Origin of the sequence: Pseudomonas sp. JDS08PS003 (assembly GCF_045013505.1) — a bacterium.
Taxonomy (GTDB): domain Bacteria; phylum Pseudomonadota; class Gammaproteobacteria; order Pseudomonadales; family Pseudomonadaceae; genus Aquipseudomonas; species Aquipseudomonas protegens_B.
The window spans coordinates 3260495-3285349 of record NZ_CP120724.1; the positions used below are offsets into that span (position 1 = coordinate 3260495).

22 protein-coding genes are annotated in these 24855 nt (G+C 63.8%); 8 read left to right on the forward strand and 14 right to left on the reverse strand.

Features of this window, described 5'->3' with window-relative positions; translation table 11 throughout:
• Positions 1-3 precede the first annotated feature (3 nt).
• Together P7C00_RS15010 and P7C00_RS15015 are read left to right on the forward strand one after the other, a co-directional pair.
• Positions 4-183: a hypothetical protein gene (locus P7C00_RS15010; protein WP_123727238.1), complete on the forward strand. Its 180-nt coding sequence runs from the start codon at positions 4-6 to the stop codon at positions 181-183.
• Between the two features lie 359 nt (positions 184-542).
• Positions 543-668 (forward strand): hypothetical protein, encoded by a 126-nt coding sequence (locus P7C00_RS15015; RefSeq protein WP_256674552.1) that lies wholly within the window; start codon positions 543-545, stop codon positions 666-668.
• 72 nt (positions 669-740) lie between these two features.
• Here the strand turns inward: P7C00_RS15015 and P7C00_RS15020 are convergent, their stop codons facing one another.
• On the reverse strand, positions 741-3839 hold the full coding sequence (locus P7C00_RS15020; RefSeq protein ID WP_346632793.1) for an efflux RND transporter permease subunit: 3099 nt from the start codon (positions 3837-3839) through the stop codon (positions 741-743).
• A 10-nt stretch (positions 3840-3849) separates the two neighbouring features.
• Positions 3850-5004, reverse strand: a complete 1155-nt coding sequence (locus P7C00_RS15025; protein ID WP_404939717.1) for an efflux RND transporter periplasmic adaptor subunit — start codon at positions 5002-5004, stop codon at positions 3850-3852.
• A gap of 202 nt (positions 5005-5206) precedes the next feature.
• Here P7C00_RS15025 and P7C00_RS15030 point away from each other — a divergent pair, with 202 nt between their 5' ends.
• From P7C00_RS15030 to nudC, 4 genes are all read left to right on the forward strand, one after another.
• Positions 5207-5908, forward strand: a complete 702-nt coding sequence (locus tag P7C00_RS15030) for a response regulator transcription factor (protein WP_221808158.1) — start codon at positions 5207-5209, stop codon at positions 5906-5908.
• A gap of 4 nt (positions 5909-5912) precedes the next feature.
• Entirely contained in the window at positions 5913-7217 is a 1305-nt protein-coding gene (locus tag P7C00_RS15035; protein WP_346632795.1) for an ATP-binding protein, read from the forward strand.
• 317 nt (positions 7218-7534) lie between these two features.
• The gene (locus tag P7C00_RS15040) at positions 7535-8347 is read left to right on the forward strand and encodes a crotonase/enoyl-CoA hydratase family protein (RefSeq protein WP_346632797.1); all 813 of its coding nucleotides are present in this window, start codon (positions 7535-7537) and stop codon (positions 8345-8347) included.
• 6 nt (positions 8348-8353) lie between these two features.
• Positions 8354-9184 carry an NAD(+) diphosphatase gene (gene nudC / locus P7C00_RS15045; protein WP_346632798.1) on the forward strand — a complete coding sequence of 277 codons (831 nt, stop codon included), beginning with the start codon at positions 8354-8356 and terminating at the stop codon, positions 9182-9184.
• On the opposite strand, the gene P7C00_RS15050 is transcribed toward nudC, so the two are convergent.
• Together P7C00_RS15050 and P7C00_RS15055 are read right to left on the reverse strand one after the other, a co-directional pair.
• Positions 9152-9931, reverse strand: a complete 780-nt coding sequence (locus tag P7C00_RS15050; protein WP_346632799.1) for a TSUP family transporter — start codon at positions 9929-9931, stop codon at positions 9152-9154. The genes nudC and P7C00_RS15050 overlap by 33 nt on opposite strands.
• A gap of 206 nt (positions 9932-10137) precedes the next feature.
• Complete coding sequence (locus tag P7C00_RS15055; RefSeq protein ID WP_346632800.1) at positions 10138-11373, reverse strand: acyl-CoA dehydrogenase family protein; 1236 nt, start codon at positions 11371-11373, stop codon at positions 10138-10140.
• Between the two features lie 391 nt (positions 11374-11764).
• Here P7C00_RS15055 and sfnG point away from each other — a divergent pair, with 391 nt between their 5' ends.
• Entirely contained in the window at positions 11765-12859 is a 1095-nt protein-coding gene (sfnG, locus tag P7C00_RS15060) for a dimethylsulfone monooxygenase SfnG (protein WP_404939719.1), read from the forward strand.
• Positions 12860-13265: 406 nt separating this feature from the next.
• Here the strand turns inward: sfnG and P7C00_RS15065 are convergent, their stop codons facing one another.
• On the reverse strand, positions 13266-13745 hold the full coding sequence (locus tag P7C00_RS15065) for a nuclear transport factor 2 family protein (RefSeq protein WP_346632802.1): 480 nt from the start codon (positions 13743-13745) through the stop codon (positions 13266-13268).
• Positions 13746-13803: 58 nt separating this feature from the next.
• Positions 13804-14367, reverse strand: a complete 564-nt coding sequence (locus P7C00_RS15070; RefSeq protein ID WP_346633058.1) for a TetR/AcrR family transcriptional regulator — start codon at positions 14365-14367, stop codon at positions 13804-13806.
• Positions 14368-14602: 235 nt separating this feature from the next.
• Here P7C00_RS15070 and pssA point away from each other — a divergent pair, with 235 nt between their 5' ends.
• Positions 14603-15946: a CDP-diacylglycerol--serine O-phosphatidyltransferase gene (pssA, locus tag P7C00_RS15075; protein ID WP_346632803.1), complete on the forward strand. Its 1344-nt coding sequence runs from the start codon at positions 14603-14605 to the stop codon at positions 15944-15946.
• A 79-nt stretch (positions 15947-16025) separates the two neighbouring features.
• Here the strand turns inward: pssA and P7C00_RS15080 are convergent, their stop codons facing one another.
• The 8 genes from P7C00_RS15080 to P7C00_RS15115 form a co-directional block, all read right to left on the reverse strand.
• Positions 16026-17231: an MFS transporter gene (locus P7C00_RS15080; protein WP_346632804.1), complete on the reverse strand. Its 1206-nt coding sequence runs from the start codon at positions 17229-17231 to the stop codon at positions 16026-16028.
• Positions 17232-17540: 309 nt separating this feature from the next.
• The gene (gene efeO, locus P7C00_RS15085; RefSeq protein ID WP_346632805.1) at positions 17541-18365 is read right to left on the reverse strand and encodes an iron uptake system protein EfeO; all 825 of its coding nucleotides are present in this window, start codon (positions 18363-18365) and stop codon (positions 17541-17543) included.
• A 35-nt stretch (positions 18366-18400) separates the two neighbouring features.
• The gene (gene efeB / locus P7C00_RS15090; protein WP_346632806.1) at positions 18401-19714 is read right to left on the reverse strand and encodes an iron uptake transporter deferrochelatase/peroxidase subunit; all 1314 of its coding nucleotides are present in this window, start codon (positions 19712-19714) and stop codon (positions 18401-18403) included.
• Positions 19715-19729: 15 nt separating this feature from the next.
• On the reverse strand, positions 19730-20929 hold the full coding sequence (efeO, locus tag P7C00_RS15095; protein WP_346632807.1) for an iron uptake system protein EfeO: 1200 nt from the start codon (positions 20927-20929) through the stop codon (positions 19730-19732).
• 9 nt (positions 20930-20938) lie between these two features.
• Positions 20939-21787 carry an iron uptake transporter permease EfeU gene (gene efeU / locus P7C00_RS15100; protein ID WP_346632808.1) on the reverse strand — a complete coding sequence of 283 codons (849 nt, stop codon included), beginning with the start codon at positions 21785-21787 and terminating at the stop codon, positions 20939-20941.
• A gap of 221 nt (positions 21788-22008) precedes the next feature.
• A complete protein-coding gene (locus P7C00_RS15105; protein ID WP_346632809.1) occupies positions 22009-22914 on the reverse strand; it encodes an AraC family transcriptional regulator in 906 nt (301 codons plus the stop codon).
• Positions 22915-23094: 180 nt separating this feature from the next.
• The gene (locus P7C00_RS15110; RefSeq protein ID WP_404939721.1) at positions 23095-24393 is read right to left on the reverse strand and encodes a glycosyltransferase; all 1299 of its coding nucleotides are present in this window, start codon (positions 24391-24393) and stop codon (positions 23095-23097) included.
• Positions 24394-24478: 85 nt separating this feature from the next.
• Entirely contained in the window at positions 24479-24838 is a 360-nt protein-coding gene (locus P7C00_RS15115; RefSeq protein WP_346632811.1) for a response regulator, read from the reverse strand.
• Positions 24839-24855 lie beyond the last annotated feature (17 nt).

Below are 24855 nucleotides of genomic sequence, written 5' to 3' on the forward strand. Positions count from 1 at the left end.
CCGATGAACTTCAATCTCTTCTCCGTGATCGCAGCCTCAGCCATTTCCGCCAGCGTGGTTCTGCCAGCCAGTGCCAACGTGGAAATCAGCCAGAAGAAATCCTCCACCAACACCTACACCCAGAAATACCTGCAACAAAGCGCCAACTTCTACGCCGCCCTGGACCATAAGGCCCAGCACTGAACCCGTAATAGCCGGCCGGGCGGCATTGCGCCAGCCGGCGAAAGGGCCCCTGGCCTTCTATCGGCCATGACGCCGCCTTCGCTGGCAAGCCAGCTCCTATGGTCCGCCTGAGATATCGCCAGGCTGTAGGAGCCGGCTTGCCGGCGAAGAGGCCCCTGAGTCTTGCGCCAGGCCAGTCAGTTCCAGCGCAGGGGAGGTGTTCGCGCGCGAGCGGCTTCTGCGCGGGAGATGTCGTTGCTGCGTTGTCTGTTTGCGACGCAATCCACACACCAGGCAAATTTTACTTGGTAGTGTCACATAGCCATGTGTTTAAATTTGACGCTGAATTATTGACTCTTTCCCGAGCAAGGATCGATAGCATGGTGATGCGTCTGGCCGTGGTTCTGCTGTTGCTCTATTCCACCCCCATCCTGTCTTCTGCGCAGCCTGTCGAAGGTGAGCCAGAGACCTCTCGTGAGCGTTTGACCAGCCTGTTGCAGGACTGACGCTCGAGGCTGGATTCAGCGTGGCAAGCAAGGAAGGAACGGGCCCCGGAACCGGGGCCCGTGTGCCTGGGTTCAGTTCTTGGACGAACCGCGTCTTACCAGTTTCATGACTACAACGAAGAACACCGGGACGAAGATCACCGCCAGGGTCGCTGTGATCATGCCGCCGATCACGCCGGTACCGATGGCCTGCTGGCTGGCGGAACTGGCACCGGTGGCAATGGCCAGGGGCACCACGCCGAGGATGAAGGCCAGGGACGTCATGACGATCGGTCGCAGACGCAGGCGTGCTGCCTGCACCGTGGCGTCGATCAGGTCGTGGCCTTCGTCGTACAGGCTCTTGGCGAACTCGATGATCAGGATCGCGTTCTTCGCCGACAGGCCGATGATGGTGATCAGGCCCACCTTGAAGAACACGTCGTTGGGCATTCCGCGCAAGCTCACCGCCAGCACCGCACCCAGCACCCCGAGGGGCACCACCAGCAGCACCGAGGTCGGAATCGACCAGCTCTCGTAGAGCGCCGCCAGGCACAGGAACACGATCAGCAGCGACAGGCCCAGCAACAGCGGCGCCTGACTGCCCGAGAGGCGTTCCTGCAAGGACAGACCGGTCCACTCCAGGCCCAGGCCGGCCGGCAATTGGCTCACCAGGCGCTCGACTTCCTGCATCGCTTCACCGGTGCTGTGGCCCGGAGCCGGCTCGCCGGAAATGGCGATCGCCGGGTAGCCGTTGTAGCGGGTCAGCTGGGCCGGCCCCAGGCTCCAGGTGGCGCGGACGAAGGCTGACAGCGGCACCATCTTGCCGGCGCTGTTGCGCACGTTCATCCGCAGCAGGTCCTCGACCTGGCTGCGTTGATCGCCTTCAGCCTGGACCACCACCCGCTGCATACGTCCCTGGTTGGGGAAGTCGTTGATATAGGCCGAGCCCAGGGCGGTGGACAGCAGGTTGCCAATGTCGGCGAAGGACACGCCCAGGGCGTTGGCCTGCTTGCGGTCAACTTCCAGCTGTACCTGGGGTGCCTCGGCCAGGGCGCTCTCGCGGACGTTGGCCAGGATCGGGCTCTTCTCTGCATTCTTCAGCAGCTCGGTTCGGGCTTGCATCAGGGCCGCGTGGCCGACGCCACCACGGTCCTGCAGGCGGAACTCGAAGCCGCTGGAGGTGCCCAGGCCATCGATCGGCGGCGGCAGTACGGCGTACACCACGGCGTCCTTGATCGCACTCAGGGCGCCGTTGGCGCGGTCGGCGATGGCCATGGCCGAGTCGTCGCTGCCCCGTTGCGACCAGTCCTTGAGGGTGGTGAAGGCCAGGGCGGCGTTCTGTCCACTGCCGGAGAAGCTGAAGCCGAGGATGATAGTGCTGTCGCCCACCCCCGGTTCGCCGGCGTTGTGTGCCTCGATCTGCTCCACCACCTTGATCGTGCGGTTCTGGCTGGCCCCGGGTGGCAGCTGGATATCGGTGATGGTGTAGCCCTGGTCCTCCACCGGCAGGAACGAGGAGGGCAGGCGGCTGAACAGCAGCGCCATGATCGCCAGCAGTGCGGCGTAGATCAGCAAGTAGCGACCGGTGCGTTTGAGGGCATAGCTCACGCCACCCTCGTAGCGGTTGCTCAGGCTTTCGAAACGCCGGTTGAACCAGCCGAAGAAACCTGTGCGCTCATGGTGCTCGCCCTTGGCAATGGGCTTGAGCAGGGTGGCGCACAGGGCCGGGGTCAGGGTCAGGGCGAGGAACGCCGAGAACAGGATCGAGGTGGCCATGGACAGCGAGAACTGCTGGTAGATCACCCCCACCGAACCGGGCATGAAGGCCATGGGAATGAACACGGCGACCAGCACCAGGGTGATGCCGATGATGGCCCCGGTGATCTGCTTCATGGCCTTGCGCGTGGCCTCCTTGGGCGACAGGCCCTCGGTGGCCATGATCCGCTCGACGTTCTCCACTACCACAATGGCATCGTCCACCAGGATGCCGATGGCCAGCACCATGCCGAACATGGTCAGCACGTTGATGGAGAAACCCAGGGCCAGCATGGTGGCGAAGGTCCCCATCAGCGCCACCGGCACCACCAGGGTCGGGATCAGGGTGTAACGGATGTTCTGCAGGAACAGGAACATCACCAGGAACACCAGGGCCATGGCTTCCAGCAGGGTGTAGATCACTTTGGTGATCGAGACCTTGACGAAGGGCGAGGTGTCATAGGGGATCTTGTATTCCACGCCGGCGGGGAAGTAGCGCGACAGCTCGTCCATCTTCGCTCGGATCAGGGTCGCGGTATTCAGCGCGTTGGCCCCGGGGGACAGCTGCACGCCGACCGCGGTGGAGGGCTTGCCGTTCAGGCGTGTGCCGAACTGGTATTCCTGGCTGCCGACTTCGACCCGCGCCACATCGCCGATGCGCACCGTGGAGCCGTCGGGATTGGCCCGCAGGACAATGTCGGCGAACTCTTCGGGGGTGGTCAGCTGGCCCTTGACCAGGATGGTGGCGGTGATTTCCTGGCTGGACGGATTGGGCAGATCGCCGATGCTGCCTGCCGGCACCTGGGCGTTCTGCGCGCTGATGGCAGCATTGACGTCCGCCGGGGTCAGGTTGAAACCGATCAGCTTCTGCGGGTCGAGCCAGATGCGCATGGCCCGCTCGGCGCCATACAGCTGGGCCTTGCCGACCCCGTCCACGCGGCGGATCTCGTTCATCACGTTGCGCGCCAGGTAGTCGCTTAGGGCCACATCGTTGAGGCGCCCGTCATTGGAGGTCAGGGTGATCAGCAGCAGGAAGCCGGCGGAGACTTTCTCCACCTGCAGGCCTTGCTGGGTCACGGCCTGGGGCAGGCGCGGCTCCACCGCCTTGAGGCGGTTTTGCACGTCCACCTGGGCCAGCTCCGGGTTGGTGCCGGGCTGGAAAGTGGCGGTGATGGTCGCGCTGCCCAGGCTGCTCTGGGAGGAGAAGTACAGCAGGTGGTCGGCACCGTTGAGTTCCTGCTCGATCAGGCTGACCACCGACTCGTCCAGGGTCTGCGCCGAGGCGCCCGGATAGACCGCGTAGATCTCGATCTGCGGCGGCGCCACGGTGGGGTACTGCGCCACCGGCAGTTGGGGAATCGCCAGGGCGCCACCCAACAGGATGAAGAAGGCGACCACCCAGGCGAATACCGGGCGGTCAATAAAGAATTGCGGCATGTCGTACTACCTACTGGCCAGGATTCTGGGCGAGCGGAAGGGGAGTGTCGTCGATTTCCACTGGCTCGCCCGGACGGGCGTGCTGCAGACCTTCGACGATGATGCGATCACCGGGCTTGAGCCCTTCGGTCACGATCCAGCGGTCTTTCTGTACCCCACCCAGTTGCACCGGGTGTTGCACCACAAGGTTTTCGGCATTCACCAGCAACACCTGGGCGATACCGGCGCTGTCACGCGCGATGGCTCGCTGCGGCACGCTGATGCCCTGCTGGTTGACCGCCTGCTCCAGGCGCACGCGCACGAAGCTGCCGGGCAAGAGGTCGAGATCCGGGTTGGGGAACTCGCTGCGCAGGATGATCTGCCCGGTGCCCGGATCGACGCTGATATCGGCGAACAGCAGTTTGCCCGGCAACGGATAGAGGCTGCCGTCGTCCTGGATCAGGGTGGCCTTGGCCTGGTCCTTGCCCACCTGTTGCAACTGTCCGGCCCGGAAGGCGCGGCGCAGTTCATTGAGCTCACGGGTGGACTGGGTCAGGTCGGCGTGGATCGGGTTCAGTTGCTGGATCAGCGCCAGGGGCGTGGTTTCGTTCTGACCCACCAGGGCGCCTTCGGTCACCAGGGCGCGGCCGACGCGGCCGGAAATCGGCGCGGTAACCGTGGCATAACCGAGGTTGAGCTTGGCCCGCTGTACCGCGGCCTGGTTGGCGGCGACGTCGGCGCTGGCCTGGCGTGCGGCGGCCCGGGCATTGTCGTATTCCTGGCCACTGATGGCCTGGTCGGCGATCAGCTTGGAATAGCGCTGTTCCTGCAGCTGGGCCTGGAAGGCAGTGGCCTCGGCCTTGCGCAGACTGGCCTGGGCACTGTCCAGGTCAGCCTTGAACGGCGCCGGGTCAATGCGGAACAGCACGTCGCCCTGCTTGACGTCGGAGCCTTCGCGGAAGGTCCGTTGCAGCACCACCCCGGCCACCCGGGCACGGACTTCGGCGATCCGCGGTGCGGCGATGCGCCCGCTGAGTTCGCTGGTGATGGACAGGGCCTGGCTCTGGATCGTCTCGATCCGCACCTTGGCGGTCGGTGGTGTCTGTTCGCCTTCGGTTTTGCCGCAGGCGCTCAGCGCCGCTGCCAGAACCATCAGGCAGAGTGGCGCAAAGAGTTTATTCGACATGCTGATACCCCAATAATGACCTCGGCATGCTAAGGGCATGGGTCAAGGCCCGCTGTGAAGCTGTGTAGGTGCTGTGTGAAAAAGTGTGAAGCAGGCGCGCCCGGGCTGCCGCTGTTGTATATCCTTGGCGCCTTGCTGGTTGTGCCCGGTGCTCTATAAGGAACGCCGGTACTCTGTATTTCTTCAATAAAGACCTCAGCTCATGCCCAATATTCTTCTCGTCGAAGACGACTCCGCGCTCTCGGAACTGATTGCCAGTTATCTGGAACGCAATGGCTATCAAGTCAGTGTGATCAGTCGTGGCGATCAGGTGCGGGAGCGGGCCAAGGCCAATCCGCCGGACCTGGTGATCCTCGACCTGATGTTGCCGGGGCTGGACGGTTTGCAGGTCTGCCGTTTGTTGCGCGCCGACTCGGCGACTTTGCCGATCCTGATGCTGACCGCGCGCGATGATAGCCATGATCAGGTCCTGGGTCTGGAAATGGGCGCCGACGACTATGTGACAAAACCTTGCGAACCGCGAGTGCTGTTGGCGCGGGTGCGAACCTTGTTGCGCCGCAGCAGCCTGAGTGAACCCCAGACCGCCAGCGACCAGATCCTCATGGGCAACCTGTGCATCGACCTCTCCGAGCGCACCGTGACCTGGCGCGAGCAGTTGGTGGAACTGTCCAGCGGTGAGTACAACCTGCTGGTGGTGCTGGCCCGACATGCCGGTGAAGTGCTGAGTCGCGATCAGATCCTTCAGCGCCTGCGGGGCATCGAGTTCAACGGCACCGATCGCTCGGTGGACGTGGCCATCTCCAAGCTGCGACGCAAGTTCGACGACCACGCCGGCGAGGCGCGCAAGATCAAGACCGTGTGGGGCAAGGGCTATCTGTTCAGCCGTTCCGAGTGGGAATGCTGACCCCATGCTGCGCATCCTGATCCGGCTGTACCTGATCACCATCGTCGCCTTCAGTGCGGCGATCTACCTGATTCCCGATCTGGTGATCAAGGTCTTCCACGAGCGTTTCCTGGACTACAACCTGGATCAGTCCCGGGGCCTCCAGAGCTTGATCGTCAAGCAGTTCCGCGCCTTGCCGCCGGCCCAGTGGCCGACCCTGGTCAAGGAAATGGACGAGGAGTTCCACCCGCTGCAGGTGGCCCTGGTGCGTATCGACGACCCGGACTTCAGCCTTTACGAGCGTGAGCGCCTGGAACGTGGCGAGAAGGTCGTGCGCCTGGGGGATTGGGGCTGGCGCACCCTGGCGGTGTCGCCGCTGGATGACCAGCTGGCCGTGAAGCTGGTGGTGCCCCCGGACCCCCTGGACGTCAACCTGCTGTACTGGAGCATCAACGTGCTGATCGTCGCGGTGCTGCTGGCCTGCCTGCTGCTTTGGGTCAGGCCCCACTGGCGTGACCTGGAGCGCTTGAAGCGCACCGCCGAACGCTTCGGCAAGGGTCACTTGAGTGAGCGCACGCAACTGCCCGGCAGCTCCAACATCGGTAGCCTGGCCCATGTGTTCGACACCATGGCCGGGGATATCGAGAAACTCCTCAACCAGCAGCGGGACTTGCTCAATGCGGTGTCCCACGAGTTGCGCACGCCGTTGACCCGACTGGATTTCGGCCTGGCCCTGGTGCTCTCCGACGACTTGCCTGCCGCCAGCCGCGAGCGTCTGCAGGGGCTGGTGGCGCATATTCGTGAACTGGATGAACTGGTGCTGGAACTGCTGTCCTACAGCCGTCTGCAGAACCCGGCCTGCCTGCCGGAGCAGATCGAAGTGTCCCTGGACGAGTTCATCGACAGCATCCTCGGCAGCGTCGACGATGAACTGGAATCGGACATTGTCATCGATGTCCTGCTGCACGGCGCCCTGGAGCGTTTCACCCTGGACCCGCGGCTGACCGCCCGTGCCCTGCAGAACCTGCTGCGCAATGCCACCCGTTACTGCGAGAAGCGCATTCAGGTGGGCGTGCTGGTGAGCGAGCAGGGTTGTGAAATCTGGGTCGACGACGACGGCATCGGCATTCCCGATGATGAGCGCGAACGGGTGTTCGAGCCTTTCTATCGCCTGGACCGCAGCCGCGATCGTGCCACGGGTGGTTTTGGCCTGGGCCTGGCCATCAGCCGCCGCGCCCTGGAAGCCCAGGACGGCACCCTGACGGTCGAGGCCTCGCCACTGGGCGGCGCGCGCTTCCGTCTGAGCCTGCCGCCCCCGCCCAGGGCCTGAATCCACGGCACACGCCCGTAGGAGCCGGCTTGTCGACGAAGAGGCCCTTGAGTCTTGCACCGAACCTGCGGATGTCTTCGCTGGCAAGCCAGCTCCTACAGTTTCCCTCCGAGCTTGTGGCCTGACCCGTAGGAGCCGGCTTGCCGGCGAAGAGGCCCTCAATCCGGCAAAGGACCAGGGCCCTGTGCGCCCGCCAGCCGGCTCCCGCCGGGACCGGTGCTCCAGTCCCGCTTTTGGCCAATGCGCTGCCTTACGGGGCGGCGCCGCCACTTGCTATAGTTCGGCCCTCATTTTTCGCCCAGTAAAGGATCACTGCCATGTCCGAATACCAAGCCTTTCGCGTCGAACTCGCTGACAACATCGCCCATGTGCAGATCAATCGTCCGGAAAAGATCAATGCCATGAACGCCGCGTTCTGGAGCGAGATCGTCGAGATCTTCCGCTGGATCGATGACACCGATGCGGTGCGGGTGGTGGTGCTCAGCGGCGCCGGCAAGCATTTCTCTTCGGGCATCGACCTGATGCTGCTGGCCGGCGTGGCCAACGAACTGGGCAAGGATGTGGGCCGTAACGCCCGTCTGCTGCGGCGCAAGATTCTCCAGCTGCAATCCTCCTTCACTGCCGTGGACAACTGCCGCAAGCCGGTGCTGGCGGCGATCCAGGGCTACTGCCTGGGGGGCGCCATCGACCTGATCAGTGCCTGCGACATGCGCTATGCCGCTGACGATGCCCAGTTCTCCATCAAGGAAATCGATATCGGCATGGCGGCGGATGTCGGCACATTGCAACGTTTGCCACGTATCATCGGCGACGGCATGCTGCGTGAGCTGGCCTACACTGGGCGCACCTTCGGTGCCGAGGAAGCGCGCAGCATCGGCCTGGTCAATCGCACTTACAGTGACGCCTCCAGCCTGCTGGACGGGGTCATGGAGATTGCCCGGGAGATTGCCGCCAAATCGCCGATCGCGATCAGCGGAACCAAGGAAATGCTCAGCTACATGCGCGACCACCGGATCGATGACGGCCTGGAATATGTCGCTACCTGGAACGCCGCCATGCTGCAGTCCAACGACTTGCGTGTGGCCATCGCCGCCCATATGAGCAAACAGAAACCCGAATTTCTGGATTGATTGAAGATGATTGCACGCTGGACCACCGCAGTACTGGATACCGAACTTCCCGGCGGCTGGGCCGTGGCACGCGGCCCGGACGGTTTTCTCTATGACGACAACGGCGCGCTGTTTCCCCGGCACTGGCTCAAGGGCCAGGACCTGCCGCTGCTGGCCGAGCACGGCATTGGCCACCTCGATGGTGAGCCGGTGTACCTGCTGGAGCTGAGTGGCCGCGCCGAGGTGCCGGGCTGCGGCTGGAAAGGCCTGCGGGCCTTCATGCTGGAGGGCGATCACACCCTGTACAAGGTGCTGGGCTATGCCGCACAGATCGGCACCTGGGCCCGGGAGCATCGTTTCTGTGGCAGTTGCGGTCGGGCCATGGTGCAAGTGCCGGGGGAGCGAGCGATGTATTGCGAACCCTGCGATCTGCGGGCCTATCCGCGCATTTCACCAAGCATGATCGTACTAATCACCCGGGGCGACGAGATTCTCCTGGCCCGTTCACCGCGCTTCGTCACCGGGGTCTACAGCACCCTGGCGGGTTTTGCCGAGCCGGGCGAGTCGGCGGAGGATTGCCTGATCCGCGAAGTGCGGGAGGAGGTGAGCATCGAGGTCAGGAACATCCAGTACGTGGGCAGTCAGTGCTGGCCGTTCCCGCACTCGATGATGCTGGGCTTCCATGCCGAATACGCCGGCGGCGAGATCATCCCCCAGGAGGACGAGATCGAGGATGCCCAGTGGTTCAACGTGCACGCACTGCCGCCGTTGCCGGCCTCGCGCTCGATTGCCCGCTACCTGATCGACCTCTACGTGGCGCGCCGCTTAGGTCACGCTGAACCAGTGCTGCCAGGCTAGGCGCACCGTCAACCCCAGGACCACGGTGATGAACACCGGGCGAATGAACTTGGCACCACCGCTGATGGCGGTGCGTGCGCCGAAGAACGCCCCGACCATCACCGACAGGCCCATGCTCAGGCCGATGATCCAGTCCACCTGCCCGGAGAACACGAACACCGACAGCGCCGCAATGTTGCTGACGAAGTTCATGCTGCGGGCCACACCGCTGGCCTTGACCAGGTCGATGGGGTAGAGCAGCAGGCTGCTTACGGTCCAGAACGCTCCGGTACCCGGCCCGGCCACGCCGTCGTAGAAGCCCAGGCTGAAGCCCTGGCTCGATTGCCACTTCTTCTTGATCGGTGCATCGCTGTCCAGGGGAGCCTTGGGGGTGCCACCGAACAGCAGGTACAGGCCACAGGCGAAGACGATCACCGGGAGCATCTTGTTCAGCCATTCCGCCGGCAGGTAATGGGCGACGATGGCCCCGGTCAGTGCCCCCACCAGCGTGCCGACAATGGCGTGTGTCCATTGCCGGGGGTGGAACAGCTTGCGGCGATAGAAGGTGAAGCTGGCAGTGGCGGAACCGAAGGTCGAACTGAGCTTGTTGGTGCCCAGCACCAAGTGCGGCGGCAGTCCGGCGGTCAGCAGGGCCGGAGTGGTGAGCAGCCCGCCGCCGCCGGCGATGGCGTCGATGAAACCGGCGACGAAAGCCACGAGGGCGAGAATGGCGAGGGTGGTCAGGTCTACGCTGAGTTCGAAAGGCATGGATTCGGCTTATTGTTCGGCGGGAAGCGCAAAGGGGGCTGCGCGAAAGACCGCCATCTTACCCGTAACCCCGCCCGCTGCGCGACCGCCTCGACCTTGGTCTGATGCCGCTTGAGCCGAGCGCCCGTGCGGAAAACGCCTTCGCTGGCAAGCCAGCTCCTACAGAACGGTACAGCGCAGATTCATTGCAGGAGCCGGGCCTGAGGTCAGCGCCGGGGGCCGTTGCCGATCTGCCAGACAAAAGGCGGTTCGCTGCCGTTGATACGCCAGTCACCGACAATCCGTGCCTTGTAGATCACCGGGTTGTGCGACGACACGGTCCGCGCATTGCGCCAATGCCGGTCCAGGGCCTTGCCCTGGCGTATGTCCGAAGCCCCCAGGGCATTGAACAGTTCGCTGGTGGCGCGCTGGATCAGTTCAGTCACCGCGACCTGGGCTGTGGCCGATTCGATTTCCGCGGCCACATTGGCTTCACGCTCCTGCACCTCATCGCCGGCAAAGCGTGCCAGGTATGCCCGTTGCGCCGGCGCCGCAGCTCGTACAGTCGCCGCCTCGGCGGCATACACCAGAGCCGCAATCTCGCCCACCACCTGCTGCACCTGGGCGTCGGCACTGACCTGCTGCGCGTTGCCATGGCTGTAGATGCGCTTGCGCACCCGCACTTCGTGAGCCACGTCGCGTAGCGCAGCGCGGCCGATCCCGGCCAGGGTCGCCAGCAGCACCAGTTGGTAGAACGCGGTCTGGTACTTGAAGCGGGTGGCGAAGTCGATGAGGTTCTCGGCCTCCACTTCGGCGTCGGTAAAACGCGAAGTGCCACTGCCGGTGGTGCGTTGGCCGAAACCGTCCCAGTCATCGCTCTGCTGGATGCCGCTCTGGCGAGTACGAACGGCGGCGATCACATCGCCGCCGGTATCGCTGCGCTGGGCGTAGACATCGATCCAGTCGGAAAAAATGCTGCCGGTGCTGTAGAACTTCTCGCCGTTGAGGCGCCATTTTTCGCCGTCCGGCGTCACCTTGGTAATGACCTGGCCAATCTCCACCGCGCCGATTTCAGTCCAGGCGCAGCCGACGATATCGCCCTCGACAAAGCGCTTGAACCACAGGTCCCGGGCCGGGCCGGGGGGAGCATTGAGGCGATCCTCGGCAAAGGCGAAGTGCCCGCGCAAGGCCTGGGGCACATTGGCATCGGCTTCGGCCAGCTCGATCAGCAGTTGAAACAATTGGGGCAGGGAGGCGCCGCCGCCGCCGTATTCCACCGGCACCCGCAGCGCGCCGAACCCCGACTCCTTGAGCCACTGGATAGGTTCATAGGGCAGGCTGCGGCTGTGCTCGCGCTCCACGGCACCGGCGGCGATCTTCTGGAAGATCGGCCGGAACCGTTCGGCCAGGGCCTCGTAGTCGACGCCTACGGACAGCGGATTGATTACCTGATGTTCGGTCATGGTGTTGCTCCTGGGGTCGGCATAAAAACAGTCGGCAGAAAAAACAGTCAGTGCCGAGGCTGATTGCACACAGCATGCCGAAGTCCCGAGTGCCGGTTTGCCTGGGCATGGGCGGGGGCGAGCGTCTGGCAACTGTTGTCCGGGCAACAGTTCATCAACAAATCGCCTGATTGCGGAGTTTTCGAGCCCCCTGTAACCGCTGTTGCAAGCGGCGCTCGCGGGGGGCAGGGAGGCAACCCTTGCGACCCCGGCAAGCGGCTGCGAGCCCGGCCCAGCGCTGCCGGCCAGTACCTTGCCCAGCCGTCGGTGCGAGGTTTGCGCCGAGGGTGCCGGGCGCTGGCACGCTTGCTGCTCTGGTCCTTGCACCTTTACCTGTCCCGAGGACCGAACCATGAGTCAGCAAGCCGTCAAATTTGCTTATTGGGTGCCTAACGTCAGCGGCGGGCTGGTGGTGAGCAAGATCGAACAGCGCACCCACTGGGGCATCGACTACAACCGTAAGCTGGCGCAGATCGCCGAAGCGGCGGGCTTTGAATATGCCCTGACGCAGATCCGCTTCACCGCCGGCTACGGCGCCGAATACCAGCATGAATCGGTGGCCTTCAGTCACGCGTTGTTGGCGGCTACCGACAAGCTCAAGGTGATCGCAGCGATCCTGCCCGGGCCCTGGCAACCCGCCCTGGCGGCCAAGCAGCTGGCGACCATCGATCAACTGACTAATGGCCGCATCGCGGTGAACATTGTCAGCGGCTGGTTCAAGGGTGAGTTCCAGGCCATCGGTGAGCACTGGCTCGAACACGATGAGCGCTATCGCCGCTCCGAGGAGTTCATCCGGTCCCTGCGCGGGATCTGGAGTCAGGACCACTTCACCTTCAAGGGTGACTTCTATCGCTTCGACCACTACAGCCTCAAACCCAAGCCCCTGGGGCAACCGGAAATCTTCCAGGGCGGCAGCTCGCGGGCGGCCCGGGACATGGCCGCCAGGGTGTCGGACTGGTACTTCACCAATGGCAACAGCGTGGAGGGCATCAAGGCCCAGGTTGACGATATCCGTGCCAAGGCCGCTGCCAACCAGCATTCGGTGAAAGTTGGGGTGAATGCCTTTGTGATCGCCCGGGATACCGAGGAAGAAGCCCGGGCGGTGCTGGCAGAAATCATCGACAAGGCCGATCCGGAGGCGGTGAATGCCTTTGGCGATGCGGCCAAGCAGGCCGGCAAGGCCTCACCGGAGGGTGAGGGCAACTGGGCCAAGTCCAGCTTCGAGGATCTGGTGCAATACAACGACGGCTTCAAGACCAACCTGATCGGCACCCCGCAGCAGATTGCCCAACGGATTGTCGACTTGAAGGCAGTGGGGGTGGACCTGGTCCTGGCGGGCTTCCTGCATTTCCAGGAAGAGGTGGAGTATTTCGGCAAGCGCGTACTGCCCTTGGTGCGCGAACTGGAAGCCCAGGCCCGGCTCAAGGAGCAAGACGCCGCGGCTTGAACGGCGCGTTGCTTGCCGGCGAAGAAGCCCACAAGCCTTGCATCGCCCTCAAGGACGCCTTCGCTGGCAAGCCAGCTCCTACAGGCAGACAGACGAATTCCATGTAGGAGCCGGCTTGCCGGCGAAGAAGCCCACAAGCCTTGCATCGCCCTCAAGGACGCCTTCGCTGGCAAGCCAGCTCCTACAGGCAGACAGACGAATTCCATGTAGGAGCCGGCTTGCCGGCGAAGAGGCCCGCAAGCCTTGCATCGCCCTCGAAGACGCTTTCGCTGGCAAGCCAGCTCCTACAGGCAGGCAGACGAATTCCATGTAGGAGCCGGCTTGCCGGCGAAGAGGCCGGCAAGCCTTGCATCGCCCTCGAGGACGCCTTCGCTGGCAAGCCAGCCACTACGGTGGGGCGGGTGGGTTACAGGCCCAGGTCACTGAGGCCCGGATGATCATCCGGGCGCCGGCCCAGGGGCCAGTGGAATTTGCGCTCGGTTTCCTTGATCGGCATGTCGTTGACGCAGGCAAAACGCCGGGCCATCAGTCCCTGCTCGTCGAACTCCCAGTTCTCATTGCCGTAGGAGCGGTACCAGTTGCCCGAGTCGTCATGCCATTCATAGGCGTAGCGCACGGCGATGCGGTTGTCGGTAAAAGCCCAGAGCTCCTTGATCAGGCGGTAATCCAGTTCCTTGGCCCATTTGCGGGCGAGGAAGGCCTTGGCTTCTTCGCGGTTGTGGGCGAACTCGGCGCGGTTGCGCCATTGGGTATCCAGGGTATACGCCAGGGATACCCGCTCCGGGTCCCGGGAGTTCCAGCCATCTTCGGCCAGCCGGATCTTTTCAATCGCCGACTCGCGAGTGAAAGGCGGAAGAGGCGGGCGCACTTGAGCGTTAGACGACATGATCTGTCTCCAATGAAAGTTGCTGTTCAAACAAAGAAGTTGCTCTTGTTTAAAACAATCAGAGGTCCAATAACTTTCGCGCCATGCATTGCGCATTATCAGCAGCACTGTGATCGCCCATGACAAGGGCAACGGTAATGGCGCCATCGATCAGGATCAGCAGTTGCGCTGCCCGTTCCTCGGGATGTTGCACGCCATGTTCCTGGCAAAGCTCGGTCACGTAGTCGAGCAGTTTCTGTTTATGTTGTTTCGCCACCTGGCGCACCGGATCCTGAGCATCGCCGGTCTCGCCGCTGGTGTTGATAAAGGCGCAGCCGCGGAAACCTTCAGACCCGAACCAGTCCTTGAGTACGCTGAACAGCGCCAGCAATCGCTGGGCAGTACCTTCGGCCTTGCTCACTTCGGTCCTGTACCAGTGCATCCAGCGCTGGTCGCGACGTTCCAGGGCGGCTACCACCAGTTCGTCCTTGTTGCTGAAATAGCGATAGACGCTCTTTCTCGATACCCCGGCGGTCTTCACCAACAGATCCATGCCCGTGGCGGCAATGCCGCTCTTGTAGATCAGCTTCTCGGTGACGTCGAGGATGATGTCGCGTGTTTCAGAGGGAGTGATTTCGTTCATGGGGCAAAGAGTAGAACGATCGTTCTCCTTGGTCAATCCTGTTGTTCGGATTTTTATATTCAGCGGTATTTCTCGTAGGTGCTGGCTTGCCGGCCAAGGTGATTTCCAGGGCAACGCAAGACTCAAGGTGCTTTTCGCCAGCCAGCCGGTTACTCCAGAGTGGGCTGACAGGGGACTCAGCCTGTTCCATGGTGTAAGCTCTTGCGCTCTTTGGATTTGAGCCACTGCGAGCCCTATGCCGTCGCTTTTCAAACGTTCCTTGCTGCCCAAACTGCGCAGCTTCCCCCTGGCTGCCGAAGCCTTCACCACTCTGACTGGCGCTGCGGAATTTCGTCGCACTCTGCTGGAGCAAATTGCCCAGGCCAGCCGGCGCATCTATATCGTCGCGCTGTACCTGCAGCAGGATGAAGCCGGTCAGGAAATCCTCGATGCCCTGCATGCCGCCAAGGCCGCCCGACCGGAACTCGAGGTGGTTGTGGTGGTGGACTGGCTGCGGGCCCAGCGCGGCCTGATCGGTGCCGGCAAGCAGCCGGGCAACTCGGCCTGGTATCAGGAAATGACCCGTACCCACGCCAGCGAAGTGCCGATCTACGGCGTGCCGGTGCAGACCCGGGAGCTGTTCGGGGTCCTGCACCTCAAGGGCTTCGTGATCGACGATTGCGTACTCTACAGCGGCGCCAGCCTGAACAACGTGTACTTGCACAAGTTCGACAAGTACCGATTCGACCGTTACCACCTGCTGCACAACCGCGCCCTGGCCGACTCCATGCACCATCTGGTGCAGCATGGTCTGGTGGAGTCGCGGGCGGTCCATCGCCTGGACCTGCCGAACCTGCCGACCACCCGTAGCCTGCGCAACGACATCGGCGACCTGCGCAGTCGCCTCAAGCACGCCACCTATGACACCACCGCCGGTGGCCTGGACAAGAGCGGGCTGTCGGTCAGTCCGTTGCTCGGGGTCGGCAAGGGCAACCCGCTGAACCGGGTGATCTGCGAGCTGATCGCCGGGGCCCAGCAGCAACTGACCATTTGCACCCCGTATTTCAACCTGCCCTTGATGGTGACCCGGGAAATCAACCGGGCCCTGGAGCGCGGGGTGAAGATCGACATCATTGTCGGCGACAAGACCGCCAACGACTTCTACATCCCGCCCAGCGAGCCGTTCAAGGTCATCGCGGCCCTGCCTTACCTGTACGAGATCAGCCTGCGACGCTTTGCCAAGCGTCACCAGAAAGTCATCGACAGTGGCCTGCTGAACCTGCACCTGTGGCGTGATGGCGACAACACCTATCACCTCAAGGGCATGTGGGTGGATGAACGCTACACCTTGCTCACCGGCAACAACCTCAATCCCCGGGCCTTCCGCCTGGACCTGGAGAACGCCCTGTTGCTGGACGACCCCAAGGGCGAGTTGCTGCAGGCGCGCAGCGCCGAACAGGCCGAGATCTACCGGCATACCCGGCGTATCGAGCATTTCCAGTACCTGGACAGCCTGGTGGACTACCCCGAGGCAGTGGGCAAGTTCCTGCGCCGGGTCAGCCGTGTGCGCATCGAGCGTCTGCTCTATCGCATGCTGTAAACCGCTGCCCTGAACTGCTGCCTGGATCGGCTGCGAGCCATGAGGCCCCTTAGGGGCCTGTCGCAGCCTGCGGCAGTGGCTACAGGTCTTTGGGCTGAGGGTTTGGCCAGATGGCGATCAGCACCAGCAGCACCGCCGCCAGCAGGTAGGGCAGGCGCGGTTCGATGGCGTAGATCAGGCTGCCGGCCATGGGCCCGATGACCACGCCCAGGCCCTGGGCGGCGCCGATGCTGCCGGCAGTCGCGCCCTGTTCCGAGGCCTTTACGGCATTCGCCGCCAGGGCCGAGAACGATGGAAACACTCCACCCATGCCCGCCGCCGAGACAAAGAACGCCAGCCACAGGCCCCAGGCGCTGTCCACCAGCATGCTGCCGGCATAGCCCAGCGCCGAGAGCAGAGCGCCGTAGCGGATCATCCGTAGCGGCGGCCATTCCAGCTTGCGCACCACCAACTGCGCGCAGATCAGCGCCACGCCGACCATGGCCAGGGCCACCCCGGCCGTCTGGGCGGCATCGGCGGGGCTCATGCGCAGCCGGTCCAGGGCATAGAAGCTGACGGTGATCTGGGCAATCGACACGCACAGCATGGCAACAAAGGCCACCACCATGGGCCGGCGCAGCCGTGGGTCGCCCAGGCGCACTCGGGTCGGGGCCTGGGCCAGGTGCAGTTCCTGGCGGGGCAGTTGGTAGCGCAGCACCAGGAATGCCAGCAACGGCAGTACCGCCATGGCGTAGAACGGCAGGCTCAGGCTGTAGCGGGCCAGCAAGGCGGCCACTGCGGGACCCAGTACCAGGCCCACGGCATTGGCGGCGCCCAGGGTGGCCATGGCGCGGGCGCGATGCTGGGGCTCGACGTTATCGGCGATCAGGGCGAAGCCGCCCACCGGGATCGCCGCATAGAAGGCGCCGATCAGGCCGCGGCCGAGCATCAGGCCGAGAAAGGCCATGGCGACGCTCGGCAGCGACTGCAGCGACAGGTCGATGAACAGGCACAGGGCCCAGTAGGCGAGGGTGAAGCCGGCGGTGCCCAGCAACAGCACCCGGCGTCGACCGAAACGGTCGCTGGCCTGGCCCCAGGGGCGTGCCAGGAGCATCCAGATCACCCCGGAAACGGTGACGGCGGCGCCGGCGTGCCAGGTTTGCAGATGCAGGGCCCGAGAGATCGGGCCGATCAGCGAGACGAAGGCCATCATCGACATGGTGCAGGCCATGTAGGCGGCCATCAGAGGAACCAGGGAGAAGGGTCTGGCGGTCAGCGGCGCGCTGGCGGCTGTGGAGCGAGGCATGAAGGGTCTTCCATGAAAGCCGATGGGCCGTGAACGTTAACGGTATAACGGGCAACAGCCCAGCCTTATCTGCACCCGTGATGGCAACACCCTGTATCAGCCGGCTTGCCGGCCAAGAGGGCCTTGAGGCGAGGGTTGAGTTCAAGATCGCTTTCGCTGGCAAGCCAGCTCCTACAGGTGCAACGGCTGTTGTTCTGCTTGCGTAGGAGCCGGCTTGCCGGCGAAGAGGGGCTTGAGGCGGGGGTTGAGCTCAAGATCGCTTTCGCTGGCAAGCCAGCTCCTACAGTGGGGGCGGGTTGGGTTTTGGGATCAGTTAAGGCCCAGTTTGCCGCGCAGGGTGGAGAGGTCTTCGGCCAGGGTGTTGACCGGACCGACCAGGGCCTTGCGGTCGTTTTCCTTGACCTTGTCGTAGGTCATGAAGCCGCCGTCAGGAGTTTTGTACTTGGCGAGGATCTTGTTCACCGCGGCGAAGTTCTTGTCCACCTTGGCAACAAAGGCCTTGTCCTGTTTCTCGATCTGCCCACGGAACAGGTCGACGATTTTCTTCGCACCGTCGATGTTGCCCTGGAAGTCGTAGAGGTCGGTGTGGCTGTAGCGGTCCTCTTCACCGGAGATCTTGGTCGCGGCCACTTCTTCCAGCAGCGCAGCAGCGCCACCCACGACTTTTTCCGGCGGGAAGGTCAGGCCGGCGACGCGGGTCTGCAGGTCCTTGACGTCCTTGTTCAAGCCATCGGCCAGCTCGCCCAGGCCTTCGCTGCTGTTTTCCGAGAACAGCGAGTATTCCAGGCGGTGGAAGCCGGTGAAGTCTTCGGCCTTGACGCCTTTCTCGTGGTCGTCGACTCGGGAGTCGATGGAGGCATCGAGGTCGCTAAAGAGTTCGGCAATCGGTTCGATCGACTCGTAGTAGACCCGGGTCGGCGCGTAGAGCTTCCTGGCGCTGGCCAGGTCGCCCTTTTTCACCGCATCGGTGAACTGCTGGGTGTGGCTGGCCAGCTCATCGAGTTGCTCGGTGACGTAGATCTTGTAGTCGGAGATCGGCCCCACCAGCTCCAGGGGCGCAGTGGCGGCGAACGCCGAAAGCGGTGCGTGGAGCAAGCCAAGGGTCAGCAACACAGCGAGAGGCGACTTTTTCATGGGACTTTTCCGTGGGGGTTGGGGTGTCATGGGGGTTAGGCCGTGGTGTTCGGTCGGGTGGCTTCGAGCAACGAGCGACCAATGAAATCCCCGGCGCCGGTAACGCCCGGCAAGGTGAAGAAGTAACCGCCGCCGGTAGGCTTGAGGTACTCCTCCAGAGGCTCGCCGTTGAGGCGGGTCTGGACCGCGATAAAGCCTTTTTCCAGGTCCGCCTGGTAGCAGATGAACAGCAGGCCCATGTCCAGCTGGCCGTTCTTGTTGACCCCGTTGGAGTAGTTGAACGGCCGGCGCAGGATCAGGTTCTGCCGGGTCTGTGGGGTGCGCGGGTTGGCCAGGCGGATGTGGGCATCGAGCTTGGTCAGCTTGCCGTGGGGGTCACGGGCGTAGTCGGGCACCTGGGTTTCCTTCTGGCCATCCATGGGCGCGCCCGTGGTCTTGATTCGGCCGATGATGCTTTCCTGCTCCTGCAGCGGGGTGCGGTCCCAGCGCTCGACAAAATTGCGGATGATCCGCACCGCCTGATAGCTGCCATGGGCCGCCCAGGCCGGTTCGTCGCTGCCGGGCTGGACCCAGACGATCTGCTGCATGGCCTGCTGGTCATTGGAATCGGGGTTGGCCGAGCCATCGCGAAAGCCCAGGAAGTTGCGCGCGCTTTGTGCCGGCTGCCCGGGCTTGGCCGGGGCCTGGGGCGGCACGCTGCCTTCCTGCTTCCAGCGCACCAGCAGCAGGTCGGGGAGGTTCTTCACGATGTCGCGCAGGGCGTGGATATTGGTGTCGGCGGTGTTGGAGCAGAACTGCAGGCTCAGGTCGCCATGGCAGCAGGCCGGCTCCAGGGCATCGTTGGGAAAACCCACCATGCGCATCAGGCGCTTGGGTTTGGCGGCTTCCAGGCCAAAGCGTTCGTCGAACAGCGATTCGCCCACCGACACGGTGATGGTCAGGTTGTCCGGGGTGACCACCGGGCCGAGGATGCCGGAATCCAGGGGCGGCAGTTTAGGGTCGACCTGGGCCACCGGGCCGCCGCTCATGAGAAAGGCGATGCGTTCGTTGAGGGTGCGGAACAGTCGCTCCAGGTCGTCGCGGTCGCTGGCCAGCACATCGAAGGACACCAGCATGCCCGAGGCCGGGCGCGGGGTGACGATGCCGCTCTGGTGCTGGCCATGGAAGTCATGGCGGTCCTGGGTCTTGTCGCTGCTGGGGGCCTCGGTGACCTGGGCCGCGGCGCCGGCGGCCATGGCCGGGCCACTCAGGCTGCTGCCGGCCAGGGCCACCCCGGCGGCGCCCATGCCCAGCAGCACGCGCCGGCGCTGGGCGGAAAAGGACGGGTTGGACTGATCTGAATCGTTCATTGGAAACTCGTCTGGTTACAGGCCGGAAAGGCCGAGTGCGGGATCGATGGCGTCGAGGGCGTCGGCCAGGGCCTTGGCCTTGTCGGCGATCTCTTTGCGTTGTTCGGCACTGACCTTGTCGTAGTCCAGGTAACCGAAGCCGTCGCGCAGGCTGGCGAGACGGGTGTCCAGGGCATTCGCGGCGTTGTCGACCTGGGGCAGCAACTGGGCGGCGGACTTGGCCAGCAAGGGGCGCAGCAGGTCGATGACCTTGCGAGTGGTCGCCAGGTTGGCGGCAAAACCGTTGAGGTCGCTGTGGCTGTAGCGTTCTTCCTCGCCGCTGCTGGCCCGCAGGTCGGCAAGGCTGCGGATGGAGCGTGCGACCACGCTGACCAGTTGTTCCGGCGGCAGGGTTTGGGCCAGCAACTGCTCCTTGAGGCGCGAGACGTCGCTGGACAGGCGCTGGGCTACCGGAGCCAGGCCGGCCAGGTCGCGTTTCTGGAACAGGCCGTATTCCAGGCGATGGAAGCCGCTGAAGCCCGGGTCCTGTTCCCGCTGTTCGAAATAGTCGGCGCGGGCGTTGATGGCGTTGTCCAGCTCGGCCAGGCGCTGGGCGGCCGGGGCCAGTTGCTGGTAGGCGGCGCGGGCCGGCAGGTACAGGGCCTGGGCCTGTTTCAGGTCACCGGCATCGATGGCCTGTTGCAGGGCGCTCACCGCCTTGATCAGGGCACTGCCCTGGGTGCTCAGGTAGACCCGGAACTCCGACAGCGGGCCGATGAAGGCCACCATCGACGGCCGCGCCTTGGCCTGGGCGTCGGACTCGGCGGTGGGGTTCACGTGCAGGGTGCCGCGAGGGTTGCTCAGCAGGCCGCAGGTGATGGCGTAGTCCCCGGGCGCCAGGTTGGCATTGATCACCTGGCTCAGGCCGGGGGCAATGTTCTCCCGTTCCTCGACCACCAGCACGCCATCGAGGATTTCCCATTCCACGGCGCGGTCCGAGCGGTTGACGATGCGAAAGCTGGCGTGGCCTGCCGGCACCGTCAGCGCGTTGGGCTCACAGCTGTGGGGATGGATGGTCACGGTGATTTCGCCCTGGTGGGCCTGGCGCTTGCTGGCGGCCAATTGCGAGGCGTAATAGAACAGCCCGCCGGCGGCGATCATGACGATCACCGAACCGGCAACCGCCCAGCGCAAGGCGCGGGGAGGCGAGGCCTGAGGAGAGGCTTGCTGGGTCATTGGGGAGCCTTACTGACTGGAAACGGAAGACGCTGAGCCGGGCGCCTTGGCCGGGGCGCCGCCGGGCAGGAAGAACAGCGCCAGGGTCACGGCCAGGTACAGCACATAGGCGCCGAGGGTGCTGAGGGTGGGTGCGTCCTGGTAACCGAACATGCCAGCCAGCACCGAGCCCAGTGGGCCATCCATGGGCAGGCTGGCGCTGAAGTCGAAGAGCACGGTCTGCAGATGGTTCCAGACCCCGGCTTCATGCAGGGCCTGCACCGAATTGGCGAGGATGCCGGCGGCCACCACCAGGATGAACAGCCCGGTCCAGCGAAAGAACGCGCCGAGGTTCAGGCGCATGCTGCCGGTATAGATCAGGAAACCGACGATGATCGCCACGATCAGCCCCAGCAGGGCGCCAATCGGCGCGCCGGGACCTTCGCTCTGCTGGAACACCGCCAGCAGGAAGAACACGGTTTCCAGGCCTTCCCGGGCTACGGCGAAGAACACCATGGCGATCAGCGCCGTGACCTGATGCCGGGAGCCGGCCAGGGCCTGGTCCAGGGACGCTTGCAGGGAGTGCTTGATCGAGCGCGCGACCTTGCGCATCCAGAACACCATGGAACTGAGAATGCCTACGGCCACCAGGCCGACGATGCCCTCGAAGAGTTCCTGCTGCTTTTGCGGGAATTCGGCGCTCATCAGTTCCAGGCCGCCGCCCACCAGCAGGGCCAGGGCCGCGGCGAGAAACACCCCGATCCACACCGCAGGCATCCACTGGCCACGGCCGGTCTGCTTCAGGTAGCTGGCAATGATGCCAACGATAAGCGCGGCTTCAATCCCTTCGCGCAGCATGATCAGAAATGGAACGAGCATTCAGCACCGGCGGGCAAATGAGACAAGGAATCAATTTGTAACATAATGATACTCATTGCCAAATGAAGATTATTGACAACTGCTGAACGTAAGCTGAACGAGATTTGTTTACCAATGTTCGCGCTATGTAGGAGCCGGCTTGCCGGCGAAGAGGCCCGCGAGCCCTGCCCAGGGCATTGGAACGCCTTCGCTGGCAAGCCAGCTCCTACGGGGCGGGGCGATCAGCCCAGGTTCTGTTCGGTCAGGCGTTGCACCGCCAGGCGGCGGTAGTGGGAAGGGGTCATGCCTTTGAGTTGCTGGAAGCGTCGATTGAAGTTGGAGATGTTGTTGAATCCCGACTCGAAGCACACGTCGGTCACCGGTTTGTCGCCATCGGCCAGCAGTTCGCAGGATTTGCTGATCCGCAGGCGATTGACGAACTCGATGAAGCAGCGCCCCGTGGCCTGTTTGAACACCCGGGAGAAGTAGGTGGGCTTCATCCCCAGGTACTCGGCCACTTCCTCCAGGGGCAGCTCTCGGGCGTAGTGGGCAAAGATGTAGTCCACGGCACGGTTGGTGCGGTCGACACTGTGTTCATCCGCCAGTTGCGCGCGGGTGGCGCCGGACAACAGTTGGTAGTCGTCGCAGGCCGCCAGCAGTTCCATGAGGATGAAAAAGTGGCCGAGGCGGGTGATGCCGCTGGAATCGGCAATGCGCTGCATCAAGGGCAGCGCCTGGGCGATGGTGTGCTTGCAGCGGAACTCGATGCCGTATTGCGCCCGCTCCAGCAGCGGGGCGAGGTTCTTCAACTCGGTGAACACCTGGCTGCCGCTGTCGAACAGTTCGTCGGTGAAGTTCACCAGCATGTCGCGCTTGGCCACGACCTCGTCCTCGGCCACCTGGCTGATCCAGTTGTGGGGCAGGTTGGGGCCGGTCAGGAACAGCGTCTGCGGATAGAAGTTGCCAATGTAGTCGCCGATGAACACCTTGCCGGAGCTGGCGACGATCAGGTGCAGTTCGTATTCCTTGTGGAAGTGCCAGCGCACCAGGGGGCAGGGGAAGCCGTGCTGGCGATAGATGATCGACAGACCGTTGTGGTCGTCCATCAACTCGTAGGAGGGGTCAGTGATCTTGCCGGTTCGACTCATGGCGCGGGTCTGTTCTTGTTGTTGGCCCCGCTGATAATGCCTCGTGCCCTGCTAACGCACCAGTAGGAGCTGGCTTGCCAGCGAAGGTGTCCTCAAGGGCGATGCAGGGCTTGTGGGCCTCTTCGCCGGCAAGCCGGCTCCTACATGGAATTCGTCTGTCTGCCCCGTTGGGGCGGGGGATTATGGGGCGGGGCGGTTTTTCGCTTCGATCCATTGCGCCATGTATTGGGTGCTCTTGTGATGGTGGTGTCGCAGCATTGCGCCAGTGAAGTTGTCCCGGCGCAACTGTTCCAGGTGCTGGCGGCAGTCTTGCAGGCGCTGGATCAGCGCCGGGCCGTGGACTTGCTGGCGGTAGCGCGCCTCAAGCAACCGCCGGCCATCCGTCTGGGCCTGTTCCCACAACTGTTGGTCCTGATACAGGCGCACTGCCGCGGCCGCCAGGTCGCCGGCCGACTCGGCCACCGCGCCCGGCCAGGGCAGCCCATCCTGGGACATGGATTCGCTGCCGATCGGCGTGGTGACGCTGGGCGTGCCGCAGAGCATGGCGTCCAGCAGCTTGCCCTTGATCCCGGCACCAAAACGCAGCGGCGCCAGGCAGAGGCGTGCGGCGCTCATCACCTGCAGCGCGTCTTCAGCCCAGTTCATGATGTGGAAACCCTGGGCCGGGTTGTGCAGCGCTGCCGCCTTGGGCGGGGTGTAGGCGCCATACAGGTGCAACTGGGCGCCGGGCAGTTGCTGGCGGATCAGCGGCCACACGCGGTTCTTCATCCAGAGCACCGCGTCCCAGTTCGGCGCGTGGCGGAAATTGCCGATGCTGAGAAAGTGCGCCCGCTGTTCGAAGGGCACGAAGTCCTGTGGCAGTTGTTCCAGCATCAGGGGGCACCAGTGCAGCAGGGCCGGGGGCAGGCGGAACTGCTGCACCAGCAGCTCGATCTCCACCTGGGAGATCATCAGGCTCAGGTCGCAGCGGTAGATGGCGGCGATCTCGCGCTTGGCCAGATCGGTGTCGGCCATGTGCTGGAACTCTTGCGCCGCGGCCTGGGTGAACAGGGCGCTGAAGTCATCTTCGTCGGCGCAGGCCTTGAGGTGGTCCTTGAGGCGCTGGTGGCGGGCATGGCGCAGGCATTGCAAGTCCGAGGTTTCCAGGACACGCAGGGCATTCGGGCAGTGTTGTTCGACCCGCCAGCCGAACTGTTCCTCCATCATGAACTGGTCGAACAGCACGATGTCCGGTGCCAGCTCGGCGACAAAGCGGTCAAAACTGCTGTTGTTGAGCTCGATCGGGCATTCGCGGATGCCCAGGGCCGCCAGGTCTTCCTTGTGTTCACCCTCGTTGGCCGGGCTGCTGAAGGTCAGCTCCCAGCCCTGGTCGAGGAAACTCTGGAGGATCTGCATCATGTGCCCGCCGGCGGCGGACGAACGGGGTTCGGGCCAGACGTAACCAATGATCAGGACTTTGGTTGCGGCGGTGGGACTCATGAGGGGCGGTTCCTGGCAGGCAAGGGCAAAAAAAGGCCGCCATTAAACCACAGCGCGCAAGCGGCGGATCAGGCCGCCGCCGGGCTCAACCGAGGATGCTGCGTACCTTGTCCCGCAACTGGTCGATGGAGAACGGCTTGCCGATCACTGACATGCCGGCGGGCACGTCGATGGACTCGGCATAACCACTGGCAAACAGCACCGGCAGTTGCGGGCGCAGTTGCCGCGCACGCTCCGCCAGTTCACGGCCGTTCATGCCGGGCAGGCCGACATCGGTCATCAACAGGTCGATGGTCTGTCCCGGGTTTTCCAGCAGGCTCAGCGCGGCGTCACTGCCATCAGCCTCCAGGACGCTGAATTCGAGCTCTTCGAGAACATCGACAATCAGCATGCGCACGATGGCATCGTCTTCGACGACTAGGATGGTGGAGGCGCTGGCGGGCATAGGGTCTCTCTCAAGAA

Bases quoted from the DNA above. Each gene is read 5' to 3' on its own strand.
- P7C00_RS15010 (WP_123727238.1), top strand. From the start codon at position 4: ATGAACTTCAATCTCTTCTCCGTGATCGCAGCCTCAGCCATTTCCGCC.
- P7C00_RS15015 (WP_256674552.1), top strand. From the start codon at position 543: ATGGTGATGCGTCTGGCCGTGGTTCTGCTGTTGCTCTATTCCACCCCC.
- P7C00_RS15020 (WP_346632793.1), bottom strand. From the start codon at position 3,839: ATGCCGCAATTCTTTATTGACCGCCCGGTATTCGCCTGGGTGGTCGCC.
- P7C00_RS15025 (WP_404939717.1), bottom strand. From the start codon at position 5,004: ATGTCGAATAAACTCTTTGCGCCACTCTGCCTGATGGTTCTGGCAGCG.
- P7C00_RS15030 (WP_221808158.1), top strand. From the start codon at position 5,207: ATGCCCAATATTCTTCTCGTCGAAGACGACTCCGCGCTCTCGGAACTG.
- P7C00_RS15035 (WP_346632795.1), top strand. From the start codon at position 5,913: ATGCTGCGCATCCTGATCCGGCTGTACCTGATCACCATCGTCGCCTTC.
- P7C00_RS15040 (WP_346632797.1), top strand. From the start codon at position 7,535: ATGTCCGAATACCAAGCCTTTCGCGTCGAACTCGCTGACAACATCGCC.
- nudC (WP_346632798.1), top strand. From the start codon at position 8,354: ATGATTGCACGCTGGACCACCGCAGTACTGGATACCGAACTTCCCGGC.
- P7C00_RS15050 (WP_346632799.1), bottom strand. From the start codon at position 9,931: ATGCCTTTCGAACTCAGCGTAGACCTGACCACCCTCGCCATTCTCGCC.
- P7C00_RS15055 (WP_346632800.1), bottom strand. From the start codon at position 11,373: ATGACCGAACATCAGGTAATCAATCCGCTGTCCGTAGGCGTCGACTAC.
- sfnG (WP_404939719.1), top strand. From the start codon at position 11,765: ATGAGTCAGCAAGCCGTCAAATTTGCTTATTGGGTGCCTAACGTCAGC.
- P7C00_RS15065 (WP_346632802.1), bottom strand. From the start codon at position 13,745: ATGTCGTCTAACGCTCAAGTGCGCCCGCCTCTTCCGCCTTTCACTCGC.
- P7C00_RS15070 (WP_346633058.1), bottom strand. From the start codon at position 14,367: ATGAACGAAATCACTCCCTCTGAAACACGCGACATCATCCTCGACGTC.
- pssA (WP_346632803.1), top strand. From the start codon at position 14,603: ATGCCGTCGCTTTTCAAACGTTCCTTGCTGCCCAAACTGCGCAGCTTC.
- P7C00_RS15080 (WP_346632804.1), bottom strand. From the start codon at position 17,231: ATGCCTCGCTCCACAGCCGCCAGCGCGCCGCTGACCGCCAGACCCTTC.
- efeO (WP_346632805.1), bottom strand. From the start codon at position 18,365: ATGAAAAAGTCGCCTCTCGCTGTGTTGCTGACCCTTGGCTTGCTCCAC.
- efeB (WP_346632806.1), bottom strand. From the start codon at position 19,714: ATGAACGATTCAGATCAGTCCAACCCGTCCTTTTCCGCCCAGCGCCGG.
- efeO (WP_346632807.1), bottom strand. From the start codon at position 20,929: ATGACCCAGCAAGCCTCTCCTCAGGCCTCGCCTCCCCGCGCCTTGCGC.
- efeU (WP_346632808.1), bottom strand. From the start codon at position 21,787: ATGCTCGTTCCATTTCTGATCATGCTGCGCGAAGGGATTGAAGCCGCG.
- P7C00_RS15105 (WP_346632809.1), bottom strand. From the start codon at position 22,914: ATGAGTCGAACCGGCAAGATCACTGACCCCTCCTACGAGTTGATGGAC.
- P7C00_RS15110 (WP_404939721.1), bottom strand. From the start codon at position 24,393: ATGAGTCCCACCGCCGCAACCAAAGTCCTGATCATTGGTTACGTCTGG.
- P7C00_RS15115 (WP_346632811.1), bottom strand. From the start codon at position 24,838: ATGCCCGCCAGCGCCTCCACCATCCTAGTCGTCGAAGACGATGCCATC.